Below are 18,142 nucleotides of genomic sequence, written 5' to 3' on the forward strand. Positions count from 1 at the left end.
TTTCTTAGAATGTAAAGTTGGCACCAACGAAGTGAATACTGCCTTCGAATTCACCATTAATTTGAGTATAAGGTTCTCCGGTGCGTTCTATTTCCATTGTGCCAAAGTCAGCGTATTCGTAGAAAATGTCGATACGCGTTGTGCCCCAATAGGTACTTGCGCCAAGTGAATAGCGGTACTGTTCACCGACAGGCAGATCGACCCATTGTTTTGTTGGGTCATCTTGTGGTGAGGTTTCGTAAGAGAAGCCTGCTTTCAGCGCCCAGTCAGAGTTAAGCTGGTAATCGGCACCAATGGCGAATTTCCATACATCATCCCAGTCTCTATCGATGGCAGGGTATATACCGGATAGGTTTAAAGCATCGTTGTAAACTGGCGTTTCTGAGAACTCGCTCCATTGATGAAATTGGACAGAGGAAAGGATCGTTAGTTGTTCAGTCAGATCGTAATTACCACTTAGATCTACAATTGCAGGTACGATTAATTTTGTACCTACTGTCGCCTGAGTACCGTTTATTTGTTCAAATTCATTGGTTAAAGTTGCGGTAATGTCATCGAATTCATGCACTAGTTTAGAACGGTAGCTTAGGCCTAATGCCCAACGTTCGGCTTGATACATGGCACCGGCATTAAATCCATAAGCCCAGTCGGTTCCCATGTCAGACTCAAAGCCGGTGGTGCTGACTTCGATCATTCCGTAATTGATTTGAGCACCAAGGCCTACCGACCAGTTCTGGTCGATTTGATAACTCAGGCTTGGGTTGAGCTGTAATGCGGACATAAAGGCTTTATCTAGGTGATTAGCACCATCCCAATCCGAACCGTACTCAATTGAAGATCCACCAACAGCGCCAAAATTGAGCCCAAGATGCAGCTTTTCGTTTAATTGTCGTACATGGAAAACACCGATAGAAGGCATGATGGTTTCAGCTGAGGCATTTCCTTCAGGGGTCCGCAGAAGGTTCTCGTCTGTACCGTAGTCCGTGTAATCCATCTGAAGGTAGAGTGCCATTGTGTTGATGGTTGTTTTTTGCTCTCCCATGTGGCTCATGGTCGCTGGGTTCGTCCAGTTTGCTGTTGCTGTTTCAGTATAAACTCCGTCACCAGCGCCTGCAGTACCGGCATTTGCTGTCACCGCTTCTTGAAGTAATAAACCACTCGCGTTGGCGTACGATGAGCAGATAAGTAGTGCTAATAGTGTTTTTTTCATAGTAATAACTTACAGAATGAATAAATATGAGGGGATACTTTCATCCCTTGCTGATATTTATTGAGGGTAGTTAAAGGTGGAAACCTAGCGAAATGGCTCTAGAACATCATCCTTGATGTGCTAGGTTTCCGGTAAACAGCTTTATGTTGCCTAGAGGCTACATGCTATAGATGAAGTAGATCTGAGCTTTCATTCGAATAATGATTCCTCGAATGACATTCAAGAAGTTTAAAAATGGAATCGGCTTTTCTGCGTTGACCCATGCAAGGCCAACAGCACCCACTGGAATATCGTATCCATCAGGTTCTGTAATACGTAGACGAACAAAGTGGTGCTTGTTCATCACGTTCTTTCCTGTTGTGCTACGTACATTCACTTCTCGTGCAACTAAAGACCCTTGTGATTCACCTGTTGCTTCAATAACGCCTTCAACCTTTGCAGAAAAGACTTTGCCAGGGTAAATTGCGGTAGCAAATTCAGCTTCTTGTCCCACTTTGATATTTCTAAATGCTTGGTGATTGATTCGCATCAGAACGAACTTTTCATTACTGTACATTTTCAAGCGGGGTATCAAGCCAACAAATTGTCCTTCACGAGCCATGAAGTTAGTCACATAGCCATCGACAGGGGCAAAAACTTTGGTTTGAGAAAGATCCCATTCAGCTTGTTTCAGCGAAGCGGCCTTGTTTTTCAGATCAGACTCTTTGCTTACAACCGTAAGTTGAGACTTCTCCATAAGGTTTTTATTTTTGTTAGCCGTGATCAGTGACTTATCGTATTGAGATTCAAGAATTAATATCTGGCTCTTAGCTACTTCTACAATAGTTCGTTGTTGATCTAGGCTACTTTCAGTAATGGTGTTTTTAACTTTAGAGTTTTGGTCAACAAAACGTTTTAACGTTCTCTGCTTCAGAGTCAGATCTTGTTGAGAGGCCGAGATCTGGTTCTTAATGATTTCAATATCTTCAAGAGACGCTTGGTAATTCGTATTAGCGATATTGATATCTTGCACTGCTGACTTATACGCCATTTCTGCAATAGAGAGTTGAGCTTGTGCTTTTTCTACAGCGATAACGTAAGAGTCATCGGCAATTTCATAGACTAACTGGCCTTTTTTAATTTTAGCATTTGGCTTGATATATAAGTGTTCAATGTCGCCAGTGACGCGATTAGACCCAGGTCTTAATTGAATGTGTGGAGATTGAACAACAGAGCCTCCTGAAAGATCCATTGGCGCCCATGTGATTAATCCTATCCATACAAATATTAACCATGCTGAACCACCGCCGTAAGCAAATATCTTAAAAGGCTTGTTCCAAGGAATACCAACTAAACGTAATAGGTAAATAAATAAAACCCATACAGCTAAACCTTCTAACATGATTATTCCTCGCTTACTTGTGGTGCAGATGGTGTAGAATCGGTCCATATCTGACGAACTCGGCGAATACTCTGTTCAGCGTCTACAAACGCAATGATGACAGCAAGTACCCATACCCAGTGCCAAATAAACCCTATCCAGGTGAGTATGGTCACGAGTGCCATTTGGCCATGCTGCTTTTTGTCTGCATGATGAATTGGTAGTTCGTGAAATTTCCAAAAACCGTATAAAGCGCCAAAAATAGCAAAAGCGAGGGCAACCCCTGCAACTACGTGTAATCCAGTGTCGAAACCTGTGTCGACAAAAGGCATGCTAATTAAACTCATAAAGCGTCCTAAAAATGGTGTAAAAAAAGAGCTAGAGTCGCTAGAAATCTAACGTGTAAATAAATGTTACGTAGGGGGGAGGGGAAACGAATCAGTAAATTTACTGCTATGAAGTAGAGAGTTAAAAAACCTTGATCTGGCGTAGTATTTATTAGGGGGATTAAGAGTGGAAAGCGAGAATAAAGATAACTCTCTATCTCACGCAGAGGGCGTTGAATAACTGTTTAGCAAGAAAAGGTGAGTATTACTGCTAAAGGGTTTCAGACTTTACAGTTGGTTTAATAATGGCGACGGCTCGCTTGCCATGTTCGATGGGTTTAACCGTAATGTTGGCTGTGATGGTACTGTCACTTTCTGATAAAACCGACTTGATCGTGCACACGGAACTATAGCTTTGATTTTCATTAAAGACTTTGGCAAACCAATAGCTAGGAGTATCTCCTTTAATTACTTGTAACAGGAAATCAATGGGTTGCCCTGTAATATAGTGTGGTGTTTTTCCTAACCAATTGTGTGCGGCTGGATTACAGTAGGTAATATTCAGGTGTTCATCCGTGGTAATAATAATATCACTGATAGCGTTTAAAAGATCTTGGTTGAACTGTAATGAATCCATTAGGCTTACGTGATTACTTTCAATATTCTGGGCTAAACTCGAAAGTTCATCGTCATAAGGGTATTGAAACGGTTCAAGATTAGATGGGTCATTTGATAACCATTGGTTCATTTGTACGATTGGCTTAGTGACGTAGTTCTTCAAAATAAGAAAAAAGAACAGGACCAAAATAATAACAATAGCAATTTCAAAAACGATTAAGGTAAGCAGCTCCTTGGTAATAAAATCAGAATGTGGCCGCTGCAGCTGTAATTTAAATGGGATGGTTTTTTCATTATTGGCGATTAGTCGAAAAGTAGCGTTATTGGAATCGTCGATATCTTCAAATATGCCTTTTATGGAAGGTAACTCAGTAAAGGATACCGCAGCAGAGTTGTCTTCGGGTATTAGTTCCAATTTAGAGCCAATTATGCTGCTCACATCATCGATGAAAAAGTTGTCTATATGCTTGGTGAAAGCAATAAATCCGGTTGGCTGAAATAGATTTTCTTCATTAAATATTGCACGTGTAGCGATTACATACATCTTTTCACTTTCTACGACGATTTGAAAATCTAAATCTCCATAGTTGTTCAAGTTCGCAAAGTTATTGATGTGCTGATGGATCTCAAGAACTGTGTCTGGTTGAGCGGTGAGAAAGAGTAAATCTTCATTTTTTGAATAAACAGAAATTGATTCAAATCCATAATCGAGAAGGTGATGCAATAGCCGTTTGTAGGTGGCAGTGTCTCTATGGCTACGATTAGTATAGGACGCTAACTCGCTCCAATATGAATAGTCCAAGGTAAATTGGATGCTGGTATCATACTTTAATGAAATGACATTCAGTGCTAGTTCACTGAGTTGTTGAGTATGGTTGAGGTCTTTCCCTTTGGTTATCTTATTTGCCAATATCGTAGACATAGACGAAAAGATAATGCTAATAACAATAAACAAGCCGATGAAAATGGCGGTTAAACGAAATTCAATGGATGAGTTCAGCCGTGAAGCCTTTTTAATTTTCATCAAGATATAACTCAATCTGTTCGGTTACGAAATCCATATAACGGCTTAAAATGTTGAGTCCTTCTTTTAACTCGACAAGATTTATATCCAAAGCATATATCTCCAATCGTTGAGATAGCTCTCCAGCTGTTTCTAACCCTAAGTATAAGAAACTCCCCTTAAGTTTGTGGAATTGATCTTTATACTGCTGCTTTGTATTAAGCTCTTCACCTTTGTTAGGTGGAGTTTGATCGACGTTGTCGAGAAAGGAGCTCAGGATGGTTTTGGCCATACTCTCATCATCACCACAGATTTCAATAACATGGTTGGGAGAGAATGGTGGATTGGATTGGATAGTTATGAGCAATCCTTCAAAAAGCTCGTCAGTAAGAGATACGGCTGTTGTAGGGGAGAGATGATGGCTCTCTTGCGAGTTTGGTAAAAAGTCATTCACCAAGTAATCTAACTCGTCTAGAACATGTTCAGTCTCGTGGGGCGGCGACTCATTGAGAGGATCTGATATTTCTGAAACATTTTTTAATGTACTAACATGCTCGATTGCTTTTAGCTCACTAAGAGAACTCAAAAGTTTATGCTTAAGGATATCTATAGGGCATGGCTTAGATAAATAATCATTAAAACCGGCTTCTAAGCACTTTTGAGATGTACCACTGACAACATCCGCTGTTAAAGCAATTAAGTAAGGGCGCACTTCCTGTGCACTTAATTTTCTAGCGAGAGCAAATCCATCCATTATCGGCATATGGCAGTCAGATAAGACAATATCATAGTGATTTGTTTGACAAAGTTGATAGCCTTCTTGCCCGTTAACTGCGTAATCATGCGAGACTCCAAGCTTGTTTAATTGCCCTGAAATAACTTGCCTATTAAGCTCATTATCTTCAACGAGAAGTAGGTGGAGTGTCGTTAACTCACTACTTGATAGAGTCTGTTCGGGAGAAAAGTCTGTCAGTTTTTCAGCCGTAAGTGTTGATCTTTTTAGCTCCAATTGAATTTTGAACTGGGTACCTACACCATGAATTGAAGCGACAGAAATATCACCCTTCATCGCATCAACGATTTCTTTACAGATACTTAAACCTAATCCGGTTCCTCCGAACTTACGCGTAATGCTATTTTCCGCCTGCGTAAATGGGTTAAAGAGATCAGCGATAGCCTTGTCTGGTATACCGATACCTGTATCCTTAACGTAGAATACTAATGTATCTGAATTTGTTTGATTGGCTACCAGAGACGCTTCGATGGTGATCGCGCCTTTTTCAGTAAACTTAATGGCGTTAGAAACCAGATTATTGAGAACTTGCATCAAGCGCGTCGTATCGCACAGATAATGTGAACTAAGAGAATCGGATACGATGATATCAATAGCCAAGCCTTTGTCATTAGCTGTGATAATGAAGTTGTCTCTCACTAAACCCAGTAATTCTTTTATATTGCAGTTGACTTCTTCAATGGTCAGTTTACCTGCTTCCATTTTGGAAAAGTCGAGGACGTCATTGAGAAGTGCAAGCAAGCTGTTGGCAGCACCATTTAGAGAGTTGAGTAGCCCTTTTTGCTCTTTATTAAGTTCAGTAAATGTAAGGGCTTCTGCCATTCCTAAAACACCGTTCATCGGCGTTCTAATCTCGTGACTCATTCGGGCCAAAAAGTCAGTTTTAGCCGTGGCTAATTGTTCTGCTTTCTTTTGCTGAGCCTCAGCGTTGGCTAATGCACTCTTGAGGGCCAAAGCAAGCTGAAGTTTACTTCTAACATTTCGACGGTAGACCATAAACGCAATAAGCAATACCAGCATGCCTACAACAACATAGATTGTGTATTTTTTGGTTACCCTATCGAGTTCACTAGATATGTTGATTGAGTTAGCTTGTCTTTTCCAGCGATCTTGGGCTTCGGTTTGTAAGTCACTGCCTAACGAGAAAAGCGCGTAGTTAAATAAACTCACCGCGTTTTGGTGCTTTTTCTGAAGTCCGATTCTTACAGGGAGATCAAAGTTGAAGTTTTCTGCTCTTAACACTTTGAGATTGTGAAGATTCTGCGCCGATACTTGATAAGACACATTAAAAATATTCCCCACAAAAGCATCGGTATTACCTTCAGAAACAGAGAGCACAGCTTCTTGCATGCTCGAATAGATAACGGGGGTGAAGTCGATGGTCGATTTAAGGATTTTATTTTCAGCATACCCTTCAACGAGAGCGATACGAAGCCCTTCTAGAGAAGAGCTAGAGCTATAATTTTCTTTACTGGCTATTGCGGCTATATTGTTTCCAATTGATTGCGTGAAAGCGAGAAATGATCGCTCGTTTGTTTTAAATAACCCAGGGAAGAGGTCGACTTCTTTTCGTTCAAGCGCAGCAAAGGCGCTATCGAAATCTTCGTAGCCCACAGGTTCAAAGTTTATTCCAATGTGCCTCGATATTTTTTTCAAAATGTTAATTAAATAACCATCCACGAAGAAACCATCAGAAGTAAAGTCAGGCTCACTACCTTTAATAATATAAGAAAAAGAAAGAGTGGGTAGCTGAGCTAAGGTATTAAGCTTTTGAGGAGATAGGTTTTTGTCGTAGGTGCCGATGAGTAGTGAATAATAGGAACTGCCTTGCTTAAAAAATTTATACCAATCATCAAGTTGAGTGGTGAATTCATCATTAATAATCGAGTGGTTAATTTTTCGTATAAGTGAAGTGTTATCTTTTCTAGCTAAAGCGGAAATTTTTATACCAGGATCGATCTCGTTACTTAGGACGAATTTTTCAAGTAAGCCATGGCGCTCGAGTTCAACTTTAATCTCTTCAGTTTTAATCGTATAAACATAGTCGACATCACTCAATACATTACCGATATCTTTGACGTCATAACTGTGCAAAATGACATCGTTACCGCGGTCGAAATAAGAAGGTAAAACATTGGGTGGAAGATTGAGTGCGACTTTACCGTGCGTTTTCACACCAATATTTTCGTACAGAGCACCCACTAAGCTAATGTAAGGTAAACTCACTAGATAGTTGCTTGATGACAGAGATGAGCTGGTTGCAGTAGTAATGAAATCCACCTCACCACTTTTGAGTTTAATACTTAACTCTTCAAAAGTGCCTTCTACAATAATGGGCTGATAGTTGTTTTTGTAAGCCCAATTTGTCCAGTAGTTCAGCATAAAACCAAGAACTTCTTCTTTTTCAGGGATCTTTCCTGATAAGACTTCTGGCACACCGATGGTTATTGTGGGGGAGTTATTACTGCTCTCTGATGCTAAAGTGAAAGAGCTAAAGAAACTAAAACATAGACACAAAATTAATCCATTACGCATAAGGTTCACTTTCTATTGGTGAATCGTAATTTCTCTAATTTGCCACACCATTTGATCTCTAAAATGTTGGTTGGCCGTAATTGGGTACTTTGACACATTAAAAATGAGCCAGTACGCGCCTTTTTCTATAGGGAGAAACTGTTCGTTTACTTTGTTAACCAATATTGCCTCATGGAGAGTCAACATTCTATAATTTGCATTTATTTGATAGCCATTTTTGGCTTCAATGGTCAGTGTTGAGATCTTATTAACATCAAATTCAGTCACTAAATCTTTAATAGTAACACCAGAATAAACGTTGATTTTATCGTCCCAAGGCAGCCATGTGGTGATGGTTGATAGTGGCAATTCTGAGAAGGTTTCTTCATTGACTGTATAAGAAACGCCATCAGAGTTCGTAATTTTCAATGTATCTGCATACGTATTGCTAACCAAAAACAGCGTTAATAAGAAGAGCCACTTCATTCTGTAATACCTAAATCCATTTTTAATCGCTTATTTTAAAACTATTACCAATCTCACTAAACGGTATTTTTACGGTTTCACTCGTTTGAATTTGACGTACTATCATAAACATAAGCAAAGTTTAAGGAGTTTGGTAGTGCAGCCATCAACGTTTCTACTCAAGTCGATAAAAACACTGGTGATTGATGACAGCTCAATGTACCGAGTATCCGCTCGTGAAATGCTAATAAAACTTGGCTTTACCGCGTCTGATATTGTATTCGCCCAAGATGGAAAACAGGCCGTCTCGCATTGCCGAGAGCAGTCGTTTGATTTAGTGCTATGTGACTACAACCTTGGCGTTGCTCCTGATGGGTATGATCTGTTGGATCAGCTCAAAGAGGAGTGTTTGTTACCCCCTAGCTGTGTGTTAGTCATTATAACTGGTGATGGTAGCTCAGAAGTGGTTAGAGGGTTTTCAGAATTAGAGCCTGATGGATATCTATTAAAGCCAATTAGCTTCGATATATTAAAAGAGCGTCTACCCAAGCTTATCAGCAGAAAGTTTAAACTTCGCACTCCCCTGGATTTGATCAATCAAGGGAAATATGAGGAAGCGGTTGAGGAAGCCGATGTCATCATGTTTGAAGGTGGAGATATTGGTTTTAACGCCCAATTACTTAAAGCCAAAGCCTATATGCTTAGTGGACAGTTAGACTTAGCGAGAAACTTGTTAGTTTCCTTAAAAAGCCCAAATAAGCCCTCAGTAATACAGTTAGAGCTTGCTGAATTAGCGTTTCAGCAACGTAATTACTCATTATGTGAATACCTATTAGAAACTTTTTCTGGAACTAAGTTTGCCAGTCCATTAGATCTTAAAGCAAAGCTCGCATTTGCAAAAGGTGACTATGGACAAAGTATAGAATTTTTGGAACTGGCTATTTCAATGTCACCAAAGTCAGTTGTGCGATACGCACTTCTTACTTTTTGTTATATTGCACGACTTGATCTTAGTGACGCAGTTGAGGCGCAGAAAAAGCTGGTCAAGCGCGCGAAACGCTCGTTTCGATATGATATTGAGATGATTCAGTTAGGTTCTTCTTTATATCTTGATCATAGCTCTCTTACACAAACAACTATCAATCCCCCTTTATTAAATGAGCTTCCAACATGGCTAGGAGAGTGGCGAGACAACTTTCCCCGCACTTCTTACCAATATTTTGAATTGCTGTGTGTTGCTAGGGCCCACCTTATCCAAAGTAACAATAATAAAGCGACGACAGTCTATGAAAAATACCAAGCGTTACTAGCCCAAAGAGAAGAGCCCATTTCATTAATGGAGCAAATAGAGAGCGTAAAAATATCCTTATTGTTGAGAAATACTGAACAATTTGAATTGGAATATGAAAAAGTAAAAGTCTCTCTTAATAGAGATAAGGACAACAACATTCGCTCTTCAGCGTTGTTGCTATATCTCGCAAAGTGGACAACAGAGGTGACCTCCCTTCTTGAACAGTACGACACTAATATGGAACTTAGCCGAGAATATTTTACGGGTCGAGATTATGAAGAAGCGATTTTGCGAGCGATAGAAGCAATGAAAGTGAGTCCGGTTGGTAATGTTGAAGGGAGCATTCATACGCTAAGGTGCCTTTCAAAAGCTTGGCCCATTGGAATGTCAAAAAAAGAAGTGCTGGCTATATTTAATGCAAATCGAGACGCTGTCATTGGGTGTGACTTTGTACAAACAGCTGAATATAAGAGCTTGATGAAAAAGATGTTAGATCAATTTAATCTATAGTTATCGTATTTATATCTGTCGTTATTTTAACAATATATCAATGTTCTGAGGGAGTGTATGAGTGATCTAAGCTATATCTTGGTAATTGAGGACGATCCCTTTCAGCAAATGGTTATTGAATCGATGATTAAAAAATGCGATTCAATACCAGTGAAGTCTGTTTCCAACGGTTTGCTTGCGTTGCAGGAACTCAAACAGGCGATGCCTAGGCTTGTTGTTTGTGATCTTCATATGCCTGTTATGGATGGAGTCGATTTTTTGTATGAATTATCAAAACAAATTGAAACGCCCCCAGTGTGTATTCTTTCAAGTGTTGAGGTCGAAATACAACGTTCTGTATTAGAAATGGCAAATAAATACGGCATCGACAATGTCATTTCGGTAAATAAACCATTATCAGTGTCGAAAATTGAACATGCGTTGTCCCTTATTGAGAGGGGACTGGTAAAGTCAAAAGTGAAGGTAGATAAGTCACCGTTACAATTTTCTTCAGCTGAGCTTAAGTCAGCGATAGAGCAGGGTGAGGTCCAGCCTTTTTTTCAACCACAAATCAGCAGCCAAACGGAGTCTATCGTTAGCTTGGAAGCGTTAGCGCGGTGGGTTCATCCTAAGCACGGTTTGTTATCCCCCTTTCATTTTATTGAGCAGCTATCTGAGTACAATTTAGATTATGAGTTGTTTAAATGCATGCTCTCACAGAGCGTTGTTGTCGCATCATCACTTCGAAAACAAGGTCGAGCGCTGAATATCTCAGTTAATGCAACACCCAGTGACTTACTTCAAGAAGGCTTTTTGCCTTTTGTCGTTGAACTTCTCAAGGAACATGACTTTCCAACGCGATTATTAACTATTGAAATCACGGAAACTCAGGTTACGAAAGAAGAAGCCAAGCTACTTTATATCGTGAGCAAACTTAGAATAAATGGAATAGAACTCGCCATTGACGACTTTGGAACGGGAAACTCATCCTTAAGTCAGCTTATATCGAGCCCATTTACAGAGTTAAAAATAGACTTAAGTTTTGTCAAAGAGATGCTAACCAGTGAAAAGCACATGGCTGCGGTGAGCTCGTCAATAATGCTAGCGAAGAACTTGAAACTAAAAACGGTTGCGGAAGGGGTAGAAACGAAAGAGCAGGCTGAAAAACTTAGCGAGCTAGGGTGTGATTTAATGCAAGGGTACTATTTTTATAAGCCGCTCTCTGTCGATCAATTGATGACTTGTTTAGACACATCGACTAATAAGCCAAGAGCATAGAGTCTTGGCTTATTAAAGAGCGTTGCGTTGCCTTAATTTAGGCAGGGTTTCGTTGTATGATTTTTAGGATGAGCCTTCCAAAGGTTTGCTCCCCAATAAGCTTTTGTACCCAGAACATGAGTTTGGAATCGAGGGTTGTTTGGTAGCTTAATTTTGGTTTGTTATCGAAACCCGCTTTTAGCATATTATTTACGGTAGATTCTGGGGTTGAGCCTGAGTTATAAGCGTTCTGAAGAAAATGGTGAGATTTTTTGACGATGCTATCGTAGGCTTCTAGTTCTGTTGTTGTCTTCATATCGGCCAATTGAATGGAATCAAATTCCGTTTGAACACAGCCAGGTTCTATAGTCGAGACATGGATGCCGAATCCCTGTACTTCTTGAGCAAGCGCCTTAACCATACCATTTAACGCGTGCTTTGAAGCCGAATACCACGCATTCATACTGGTTGAAACACGACCTGCAATAGAGGTTGTAAAGATAATACGGCCCTGTTCTTTCTCTCTCATATAAGGCAATACCGCTCTAGCAATTCTCGCTGCCCCATATACATTGGTATCAAATTGGCTGTGAACTTTTTCAATAGAGGTTTCTTCTACGGGACCTGCAATCGCAAATCCCGCGTTCGCATACACGATATCGATATGACCCACTTGCTCAATCATGTTCTCAACAAGGCGGTTTACTTGTTCTTCATCGGTTACATCAACGCTGAATATCTTGGCCCCAAGAACTTCAAGGTTACGCATCTTCTCTAATCTTCTAGAGGCACAAAACACAGTGTGGTTCTGATCTAAAAGCTTAATGGCTAAATCATGCCCAATTCCTGATGACGCACCAATAAGAAGTATATTTTTTTGAGACATTATTGCACTCCATATGATCGTTTTCCTAAGAGATATAAGTGGCTCTCCACTATTGAACGTCTTATGAAAACCTAATAACGATAGGATTGTATTCTAATAAAATACATTGTTTTATTAAGGTTAAACATATAGGGAGTGAGTTGATGTATATAGAGTAAAATTACCGCATTAAAAATAATGCGGTAATTAATTTAATGACTAAAGGCAATATAAAGATAGGCAGGGTTATTGCTCTATTCCTAATCCATTTCTTAAAGCAAACTGTACCAATTCAGTATGGTTTTCTAGCTCTAGTAGATCTAACATACGGTACTTATGAGACTCAATGGTACGAGGGCTAAGGAATAGCTTTTCGGCACACTGTTTTGCGGTATAACCCTGTGCGAGTAGTGTAAGAACAGAGCATTGCTTCTTGGACAGTAATAATAACTTCTCGCCTTCATTGGCGTTGTCAGACTGGTCTTGCTTAAGATTTCTTGTCATTGTCGAGTGTTGCCAATAACAAAGCCAGATATCACATAACAGTTTTAATCGGGTCATTTCATTATCAGTAAGTGGCGTTATACCACTGTTAAACTTAGAAAAAGAAAGTGCTCCCCAGTTCTGCCCAAACAGCTCTAATCGAATAATCCCATGCCAGCGACCGCCTTCAGAATGCAAAATTTTCAGCGTGTCGATTTTATGATTGACCATTTCATCAGCAGTAAAACTATGCCAAGGCGATTTAGAGCGCAGTAGCTTCATATAATCTTGATAGTTGCCCGGTAGAAACATCTGTTTGTCTAACTCAGGGACGCCATCACGAGAAACCGACACCGTTTTACCATCATTGAGTAGTATCATTGAGTTGGGGTACAGAGTGAGTCGGTCGATGTTAAACCACGCAAGAGCTTGCTTCGCTACTTCACGAAAGGTTGCATCAAAATGCCTTGGTTGACAGGTAATCAATGTTGTTGATTGCTGAATTACAAGTTCTTCAAAAGAAATGTTATTGGCATCGTCAATCATCAATTAGAGCCTCATTTATTGGGGGTATATATTAAGCTAACGTTATTCGAGGGTAAGTGTCAATGTTCCAAGAACATTACTTTGCTCACTCTATGCCATAAAGGGTGAGCATATAAATATAGAAAAATACCAAAGCAGTAATACTACTGATTACCGTTTTTAAGCAATCATAAATAATAGCTCAGAAATCAAAATCTATTTAACAAACATTAAAGGTCTTGAGCTATGTTCAAAAAGAAAACCTTCCTACAGTTAGCAATGGGTGCTGCGTTAGCATCGACTGCAATGGCAAGTTATGCCACAACTGACACAAGCCGTCCTAATATTCTAGCCATCTGGGGTGATGATATTGGTATTGATAACATCAGTGCCTACACACGTGGACAGGCAGGTCACTGGACACCAAACATTGATCGTATCGCTAATGAAGGTGTGCTATTCACCGATTTCTATGGCGATCAATCTTGTACTGCAGGACGTTCATCATTCATTACTGCTCAGCATCCAATTCGTACGGGTTTGACGAAAGTAGGTATGCCAGGCGCTAAGCAAGGTATGAAGCCAGAAGATCCTACTTTGGCAACCATGCTAAAAGAAAAAGGCTACACGACAGGTCAGTTTGGTAAGAACCACCTTGGCGATCTTGACTCGCAATTACCAACCGAGCACGGTTTTGATGAGTTCTTTGGTAACTTATATCACTTGAATGCAGAAGAAGAGCCAGAACATCCAGATTACCCTAAGGCGCCGGGCTTTAAGAAAAAATTTGGTCCTCGTGGCGTAATTCACTCTTTTGCTGATGGTCGCATTGAAGATACTGGCGCTTTAACCGTTAAGCGCATGGAAACAGTAGATGAAGAAACACTGGAAGCGGCGCTAGACTTTATTGATCGTGCTCATAAGGAAAATAAACCATTCTTCTTGTGGTACAACTCGACTCGTATGCACGTATGGACTCACCTAAAAGAGGAGTCAAAAGGCATCTCTAAGCGTGGTGGACTATACGGTGACGGTATGGTTGAACACGATAACATGGTCGGCCAACTACTTGATAAGCTAGACGAACTTAAAATCGCTGACAATACAATCGTCTCTTACACCACGGATAATGGTGTGGAGAAATGGGGCTGGCCTGATGGTGGTACATCTCGCTTCTACGGTGAGAAAAACTCGACATGGGAAGGTGGTTTCCGTGTTCCAGCTATGATGCGTTGGCCTGATAAAATTCCAGCGGGTAGTGTAGCGAACGAGATCGCATCTCACCTTGATTGGGCACCAACATTTGTTGCTGCAGCGGGCGAACCTAAGCTTGCTGAGAAGCTGAAGAAAGGCACTAAGCTAAATGGCAAAGAATATAAGGTTCACCTAGATGGTTACAACCTTATGCCTGCGCTAAAAGAAGGCAAGAATACAACGGCTGACAACAACCCTAACTGGCCACGTAAGAACTTTATTTACGCAACGGACAACGGTGACATTTCGGCAATTCGTTTTGGCGATTGGAAAGTAATGTACTCTGTGAACAACTGTCATGGTATTGAAACTTGGACATGTTCTTTTGAAGAGCTACGCTTCCCATACATCTTCAACTTGCGTCAAGACCCGTATGAATCTGCACTACACGAAAGTACTGGTTACCAAAACTGGCGTGTAGAGCACTTACCGTACATGTACATGGCGGCAGCTCAAACGTTCCAGTTCCTACAAACGTTCCAAGAGTTCCCACCACGCCAAGTTCCTGGTTCGTTCTCAATTGACCAAATCGTTGAGAAAATGAGCATTTGGGAACGCGCTCAATACCAATAGTACTTAAGTAAGAATACCGAGATAAGTATTTTAAAGCGGACATTATGTCCGCTTTTTTGTGCCTGTCGATCTAGCCCAAATTGTGAAACTCAACAAAAACGCAAAGCAGTAATACTACTGATTACCCAACAGGGCAGCTGGTGAATAATAAACACGGTTAACAAGCAGTACCTATCAATCTTTAGGGAAGTAACAGCACAGTGAATGTGAGCGAATGAGAAGAGAAAGCATCATGAACAATAAAGCTCAACGAAAAAACATAATGTTGCCAAAAGACGCGCCGGCGAAGCGAATGAATATTATGACCAAGCCAATTGGCTCTGCTTGTAATATTGATTGCACCTACTGTTACTATTTAAGTAAAGAAGAATTGTTAGGTCATGAACGTGGTTGTGAAACGACGATGTCTCCTGACATGCTTGAAAACTATATCAAAACCTACATCGAGCAACACAATTTTCCAGAAATCGTTTTCCACTGGCAAGGTGGTGAGCCGACCCTATTAGGAGTTAACTTTTTTCGTGATGTGGTACGGCTACAAAAAAAATACTGCTCGAAAGGCGTAAAGATAGAAAACAACTTACAAACTAACGGCACATTACTTAATGATGAGTGGGGAAAGTTTTTAAGTAAGAACAAATTCTTGGTTGGTTTGAGTATTGATGGCCCAGAGATGATCCACAATGCGTATCGTACTAACCGTTCCGGCCGAGGAACGTTCAAACAAACGATGAAAGGCGTCGAAATACTCCATAAGCATAAGGTGAGCTTTGCAACGTTAACGTGTGTTAATAATCTGACGGGCGCAAACCCTCTTGAAGTATATCGCTTTCTACGCGATGTGATCCGCTCGCCACAGATGCAGTTTATCCCGATTGTTGAACCTAAGTCGTTTCGAGATACCGCACCTCAAAAGTGGTCTGAAGATGAGATCCTATTCCAAGGCATGCCAGAAACCGAGCCAAGCCATCCCAACTCTATTGTAGAAGCTTGGTGCGTATCACCTTCGCAATGGGGCTCCTTTCTATGCACCATCTTCGATGAGTGGCTAGAGAACGATACTGGGCAGATTAACGTCCCTTATTTCGAATCGTGTGTGGAAACGTGGATGGGGCGTGTTAACCCACTTTGTACACTTGCACCTATGTGCGGAAAAGGTTTAGCGATAGAGCACAATGGCGATGTATTCGCTTGTGACCATTATGTCTACCCAGACTACAAGCTCGGTAACATTAACGACAGCTCCTTAGATGACATGCAGTTCTCTCAAGGGCAAGAAGAGTTTGGGCGCGCTAAAGAATCGACCTTACCTAAACAGTGCCGTGAATGTCCTTACCAATTTGCCTGCTTTGGTGAATGCCCTAAAAACCGTTTTATTAAAACGCTCGATGGAGAGTTAGGCCTGAACTACTTATGCGCGGGCTGGAAGCAGTTTTTCACTCATATTGACCCTTATATATCGATGGTTGTTGCGACTATGGGGTATCCGGTTCGCAAAGGCATTAATGCTGATGCAATGAAAATAAACTTTAAGTAAGGGCGTAACATGAAAAGAATATGTTCAGCATTCATTCTGTCCGTTGTATCAATAATTTCACTCTCAATTGCCCCTGCGGCTCTTTCACAAACAAGCAGTGATGAGAGTGTTTCAACGTTATTCAATCAAACGTCTGTCGATGCGGTAATTTCCGTGGCGTATCAAACGAAAAGTACTCGATACTCGGAGTTTGCTCAGCTATTCAATCTTTGTCAGAAACACCCTGTAGATGAACGCTGTGGTGAAGAGTATAAATTGAAAAAATCCCACTATGAAATTGCGAAATCGAATCATGGGGCGTTGGTGATGGTGAATACACCGGAGTTTCGCTCACTGTTTATGCCACCTGTGAACTACCCAGAATTTGTCGGCTCGCTCACTGCTTTGGGGTACCTCTCTGAAGAGCAAGAGCAAGAGAAACTGAAGCAAGAGCAAGTATTAGCGGCATTAAACCAATGGCTTGATTTAAATGGGTTTGATCAGACAACTGAGATCTACTTCATGCACGCCCTTTTAGTTAGAGCTCAAGAGCTTTCTCAACAGTTAGATAATCGAGGATAGCGATTATGAGCAATCAAGTTCATCAACTTAGTCGGGCGGTTATTGCCATTATCATGGTGCTTACTTTTTCGGCCATGAGCTTTGCGGGATCACCTCAGAATAACGAGAAAACGAAGAGTAGCCAATCGCCTCAAGAGCTAACGCTCGCGGAGTATTCTCAAAATGAAGCATTGAGCCTTGACCAAAGAGTACTGGCAACGGCCGCGTTGGGCGAGTTCTATGGCGCCAATGCTGTCATCGCAGTGGGAAGAGCCTCCCGTTCAAGCCACAAAGAGTTGCGTCGTGCAGCCATTCAAGCTGCTTCGAAATGGCAAGGAAAAGCGAAGTGGGATGTTGTTTCGCCTCTACTTAACGATTCTAATTATTTGGTTAAGCAGGAAGCCGTACGCACACTCGTGGTGTTATGGCCGCAGTTATCTCAAGCGTATATTGATGTATTAGGGCCTGCGGTTGACTACCACTTAACTAACTTGCCAACTGACCTAGAGGGCGATCTTGAAAGAGCGTGGATATACCGTCTTCAAGGTAACGACAGCAATAGTGAGCCACTGTATACGAAGATGCACGCCCGCTATAGTGATCCGCGCGTATCGTTAGTAAATGCTGAGTATTTAAAAGACAGAGACAAAAACCAGCAAGCGATATCGTTGTTAGAAACGAGTTTAATTGAATATCCAAACTACGCTGCAACCTATTACAGCCTTGGGCTTGCATACTATCGTGCAAGTCGCTCAGAAGAAGCGATAACTCAGCTCAGGCGCTCCTACGAGATCGAACCCTCAAATACCAAATTTGGCTATGCTTATGCATCTTTGCTCGGCGTTGCTAAGCCCATTGAAGCCGTGAATGTTTTTAAAGACATTTATGCACGTAATCAGCAGCCTACTTACTTATACGCATGGTGTAACGCACTCTTAAGCGCTGAGCAGAATGCCGAATCTTGTTTACAAAATCTTGAGAAAGTAGCCCCTAAAGATGTTGTTGTTGAACTCAAGCAACGTTATTGATTTCTTCTTTT

General features: G+C 41.0%; 14 protein-coding genes. 6 read left to right on the forward strand and 8 right to left on the reverse strand.

Going from position 1 to position 18,142, the window contains the following annotated elements; all coding sequences use genetic code 11:
- Nucleotides 1-4: 4 nt before the first annotated feature.
- From KP803_RS09245 to KP803_RS09270, 6 genes are all read right to left on the reverse strand, one after another.
- Nucleotides 5-1,210, reverse strand: a complete 1,206-nt coding sequence (locus KP803_RS09245; RefSeq protein ID WP_248008544.1) for an OmpP1/FadL family transporter — start codon at nucleotides 1,208-1,210, stop codon at nucleotides 5-7.
- A 157-nt stretch (nucleotides 1,211-1,367) separates the two neighbouring features.
- The gene (locus KP803_RS09250) at nucleotides 1,368-2,591 is read right to left on the reverse strand and encodes an HlyD family secretion protein (RefSeq protein WP_248008545.1); all 1,224 of its coding nucleotides are present in this window, start codon (nucleotides 2,589-2,591) and stop codon (nucleotides 1,368-1,370) included.
- Between the two features lie 2 nt (nucleotides 2,592-2,593).
- Nucleotides 2,594-2,917 carry an MFS transporter gene (locus KP803_RS09255; protein WP_248008546.1) on the reverse strand — a complete coding sequence of 108 codons (324 nt, stop codon included), beginning with the start codon at nucleotides 2,915-2,917 and terminating at the stop codon, nucleotides 2,594-2,596.
- Between the two features lie 250 nt (nucleotides 2,918-3,167).
- Nucleotides 3,168-4,538, reverse strand: a complete 1,371-nt coding sequence (locus KP803_RS09260; RefSeq protein ID WP_248008547.1) for a CHASE4 domain-containing protein — start codon at nucleotides 4,536-4,538, stop codon at nucleotides 3,168-3,170.
- Nucleotides 4,528-7,845: an ATP-binding protein gene (locus tag KP803_RS09265; protein WP_248008548.1), complete on the reverse strand. Its 3,318-nt coding sequence runs from the start codon at nucleotides 7,843-7,845 to the stop codon at nucleotides 4,528-4,530. Before KP803_RS09265 ends, KP803_RS09260 begins: the two co-directional genes overlap by 11 nt.
- Nucleotides 7,846-7,857: 12 nt before the next feature.
- The gene (locus tag KP803_RS09270; RefSeq protein ID WP_248008549.1) at nucleotides 7,858-8,310 is read right to left on the reverse strand and encodes a hypothetical protein; all 453 of its coding nucleotides are present in this window, start codon (nucleotides 8,308-8,310) and stop codon (nucleotides 7,858-7,860) included.
- A gap of 136 nt (nucleotides 8,311-8,446) precedes the next feature.
- On the opposite strand from KP803_RS09270, the gene KP803_RS09275 reads away from it, so the two are divergent.
- The gene (locus KP803_RS09275; RefSeq protein WP_248008550.1) at nucleotides 8,447-10,090 is read left to right on the forward strand and encodes a response regulator; all 1,644 of its coding nucleotides are present in this window, start codon (nucleotides 8,447-8,449) and stop codon (nucleotides 10,088-10,090) included.
- Between the two features lie 57 nt (nucleotides 10,091-10,147).
- Nucleotides 10,148-11,347 (forward strand): EAL domain-containing response regulator, encoded by a 1,200-nt coding sequence (locus KP803_RS09280; RefSeq protein WP_248008551.1) that lies wholly within the window; start codon nucleotides 10,148-10,150, stop codon nucleotides 11,345-11,347.
- Between the two features lie 37 nt (nucleotides 11,348-11,384).
- On the opposite strand, the gene KP803_RS09285 is transcribed toward KP803_RS09280, so the two are convergent.
- On the reverse strand, nucleotides 11,385-12,212 hold the full coding sequence (locus KP803_RS09285; RefSeq protein ID WP_248008552.1) for an SDR family oxidoreductase: 828 nt from the start codon (nucleotides 12,210-12,212) through the stop codon (nucleotides 11,385-11,387).
- A 225-nt stretch (nucleotides 12,213-12,437) separates the two neighbouring features.
- A complete protein-coding gene (locus tag KP803_RS09290) occupies nucleotides 12,438-13,220 on the reverse strand; it encodes a response regulator transcription factor (RefSeq protein ID WP_248008553.1) in 783 nt (260 codons plus the stop codon).
- A 225-nt stretch (nucleotides 13,221-13,445) separates the two neighbouring features.
- On the opposite strand from KP803_RS09290, the gene KP803_RS09295 reads away from it, so the two are divergent.
- From KP803_RS09295 to KP803_RS09310, 4 genes are all read left to right on the forward strand, one after another.
- Nucleotides 13,446-15,026, forward strand: coding sequence for an arylsulfatase (locus tag KP803_RS09295; protein ID WP_427916939.1), 1,581 nt, complete (start codon nucleotides 13,446-13,448; stop codon nucleotides 15,024-15,026).
- 232 nt (nucleotides 15,027-15,258) lie between these two features.
- A complete protein-coding gene (locus KP803_RS09300; protein WP_248008554.1) occupies nucleotides 15,259-16,563 on the forward strand; it encodes an anaerobic sulfatase maturase in 1,305 nt (434 codons plus the stop codon).
- A 9-nt stretch (nucleotides 16,564-16,572) separates the two neighbouring features.
- Complete coding sequence (locus KP803_RS09305) at nucleotides 16,573-17,124, forward strand: hypothetical protein (RefSeq protein WP_248008555.1); 552 nt, start codon at nucleotides 16,573-16,575, stop codon at nucleotides 17,122-17,124.
- A gap of 5 nt (nucleotides 17,125-17,129) precedes the next feature.
- Complete coding sequence (locus KP803_RS09310; protein WP_248008556.1) at nucleotides 17,130-18,131, forward strand: tetratricopeptide repeat protein; 1,002 nt, start codon at nucleotides 17,130-17,132, stop codon at nucleotides 18,129-18,131.
- Nucleotides 18,132-18,142 lie beyond the last annotated feature (11 nt).

This window comes from Vibrio amylolyticus, from assembly GCF_023145695.1.
GTDB lineage: Bacteria > Pseudomonadota > Gammaproteobacteria > Enterobacterales > Vibrionaceae > Vibrio > Vibrio amylolyticus.

Excerpts from the sequence above, each read along its gene's own strand:
- KP803_RS09245 (WP_248008544.1), bottom strand. The coding sequence starts at position 1,210 with ATGAAAAAAACACTATTAGCACTACTTATCTGCTCATCGTACGCCAAC.
- KP803_RS09250 (WP_248008545.1), bottom strand. The coding sequence starts at position 2,591 with ATGTTAGAAGGTTTAGCTGTATGGGTTTTATTTATTTACCTATTACGT.
- KP803_RS09255 (WP_248008546.1), bottom strand. The coding sequence starts at position 2,917 with ATGAGTTTAATTAGCATGCCTTTTGTCGACACAGGTTTCGACACTGGA.
- KP803_RS09260 (WP_248008547.1), bottom strand. The coding sequence starts at position 4,538 with ATGAAAATTAAAAAGGCTTCACGGCTGAACTCATCCATTGAATTTCGT.
- KP803_RS09265 (WP_248008548.1), bottom strand. The coding sequence starts at position 7,845 with ATGCGTAATGGATTAATTTTGTGTCTATGTTTTAGTTTCTTTAGCTCT.
- KP803_RS09270 (WP_248008549.1), bottom strand. The coding sequence starts at position 8,310 with ATGAAGTGGCTCTTCTTATTAACGCTGTTTTTGGTTAGCAATACGTAT.
- KP803_RS09280 (WP_248008551.1), top strand. The coding sequence starts at position 10,148 with ATGAGTGATCTAAGCTATATCTTGGTAATTGAGGACGATCCCTTTCAG.
- KP803_RS09285 (WP_248008552.1), bottom strand. The coding sequence starts at position 12,212 with ATGTCTCAAAAAAATATACTTCTTATTGGTGCGTCATCAGGAATTGGG.
- KP803_RS09290 (WP_248008553.1), bottom strand. The coding sequence starts at position 13,220 with ATGATTGACGATGCCAATAACATTTCTTTTGAAGAACTTGTAATTCAG.
- KP803_RS09295 (WP_427916939.1), top strand. The coding sequence starts at position 13,446 with ATGTTCAAAAAGAAAACCTTCCTACAGTTAGCAATGGGTGCTGCGTTA.
- KP803_RS09300 (WP_248008554.1), top strand. The coding sequence starts at position 15,259 with ATGAACAATAAAGCTCAACGAAAAAACATAATGTTGCCAAAAGACGCG.
- KP803_RS09305 (WP_248008555.1), top strand. The coding sequence starts at position 16,573 with ATGAAAAGAATATGTTCAGCATTCATTCTGTCCGTTGTATCAATAATT.
- KP803_RS09310 (WP_248008556.1), top strand. The coding sequence starts at position 17,130 with ATGAGCAATCAAGTTCATCAACTTAGTCGGGCGGTTATTGCCATTATC.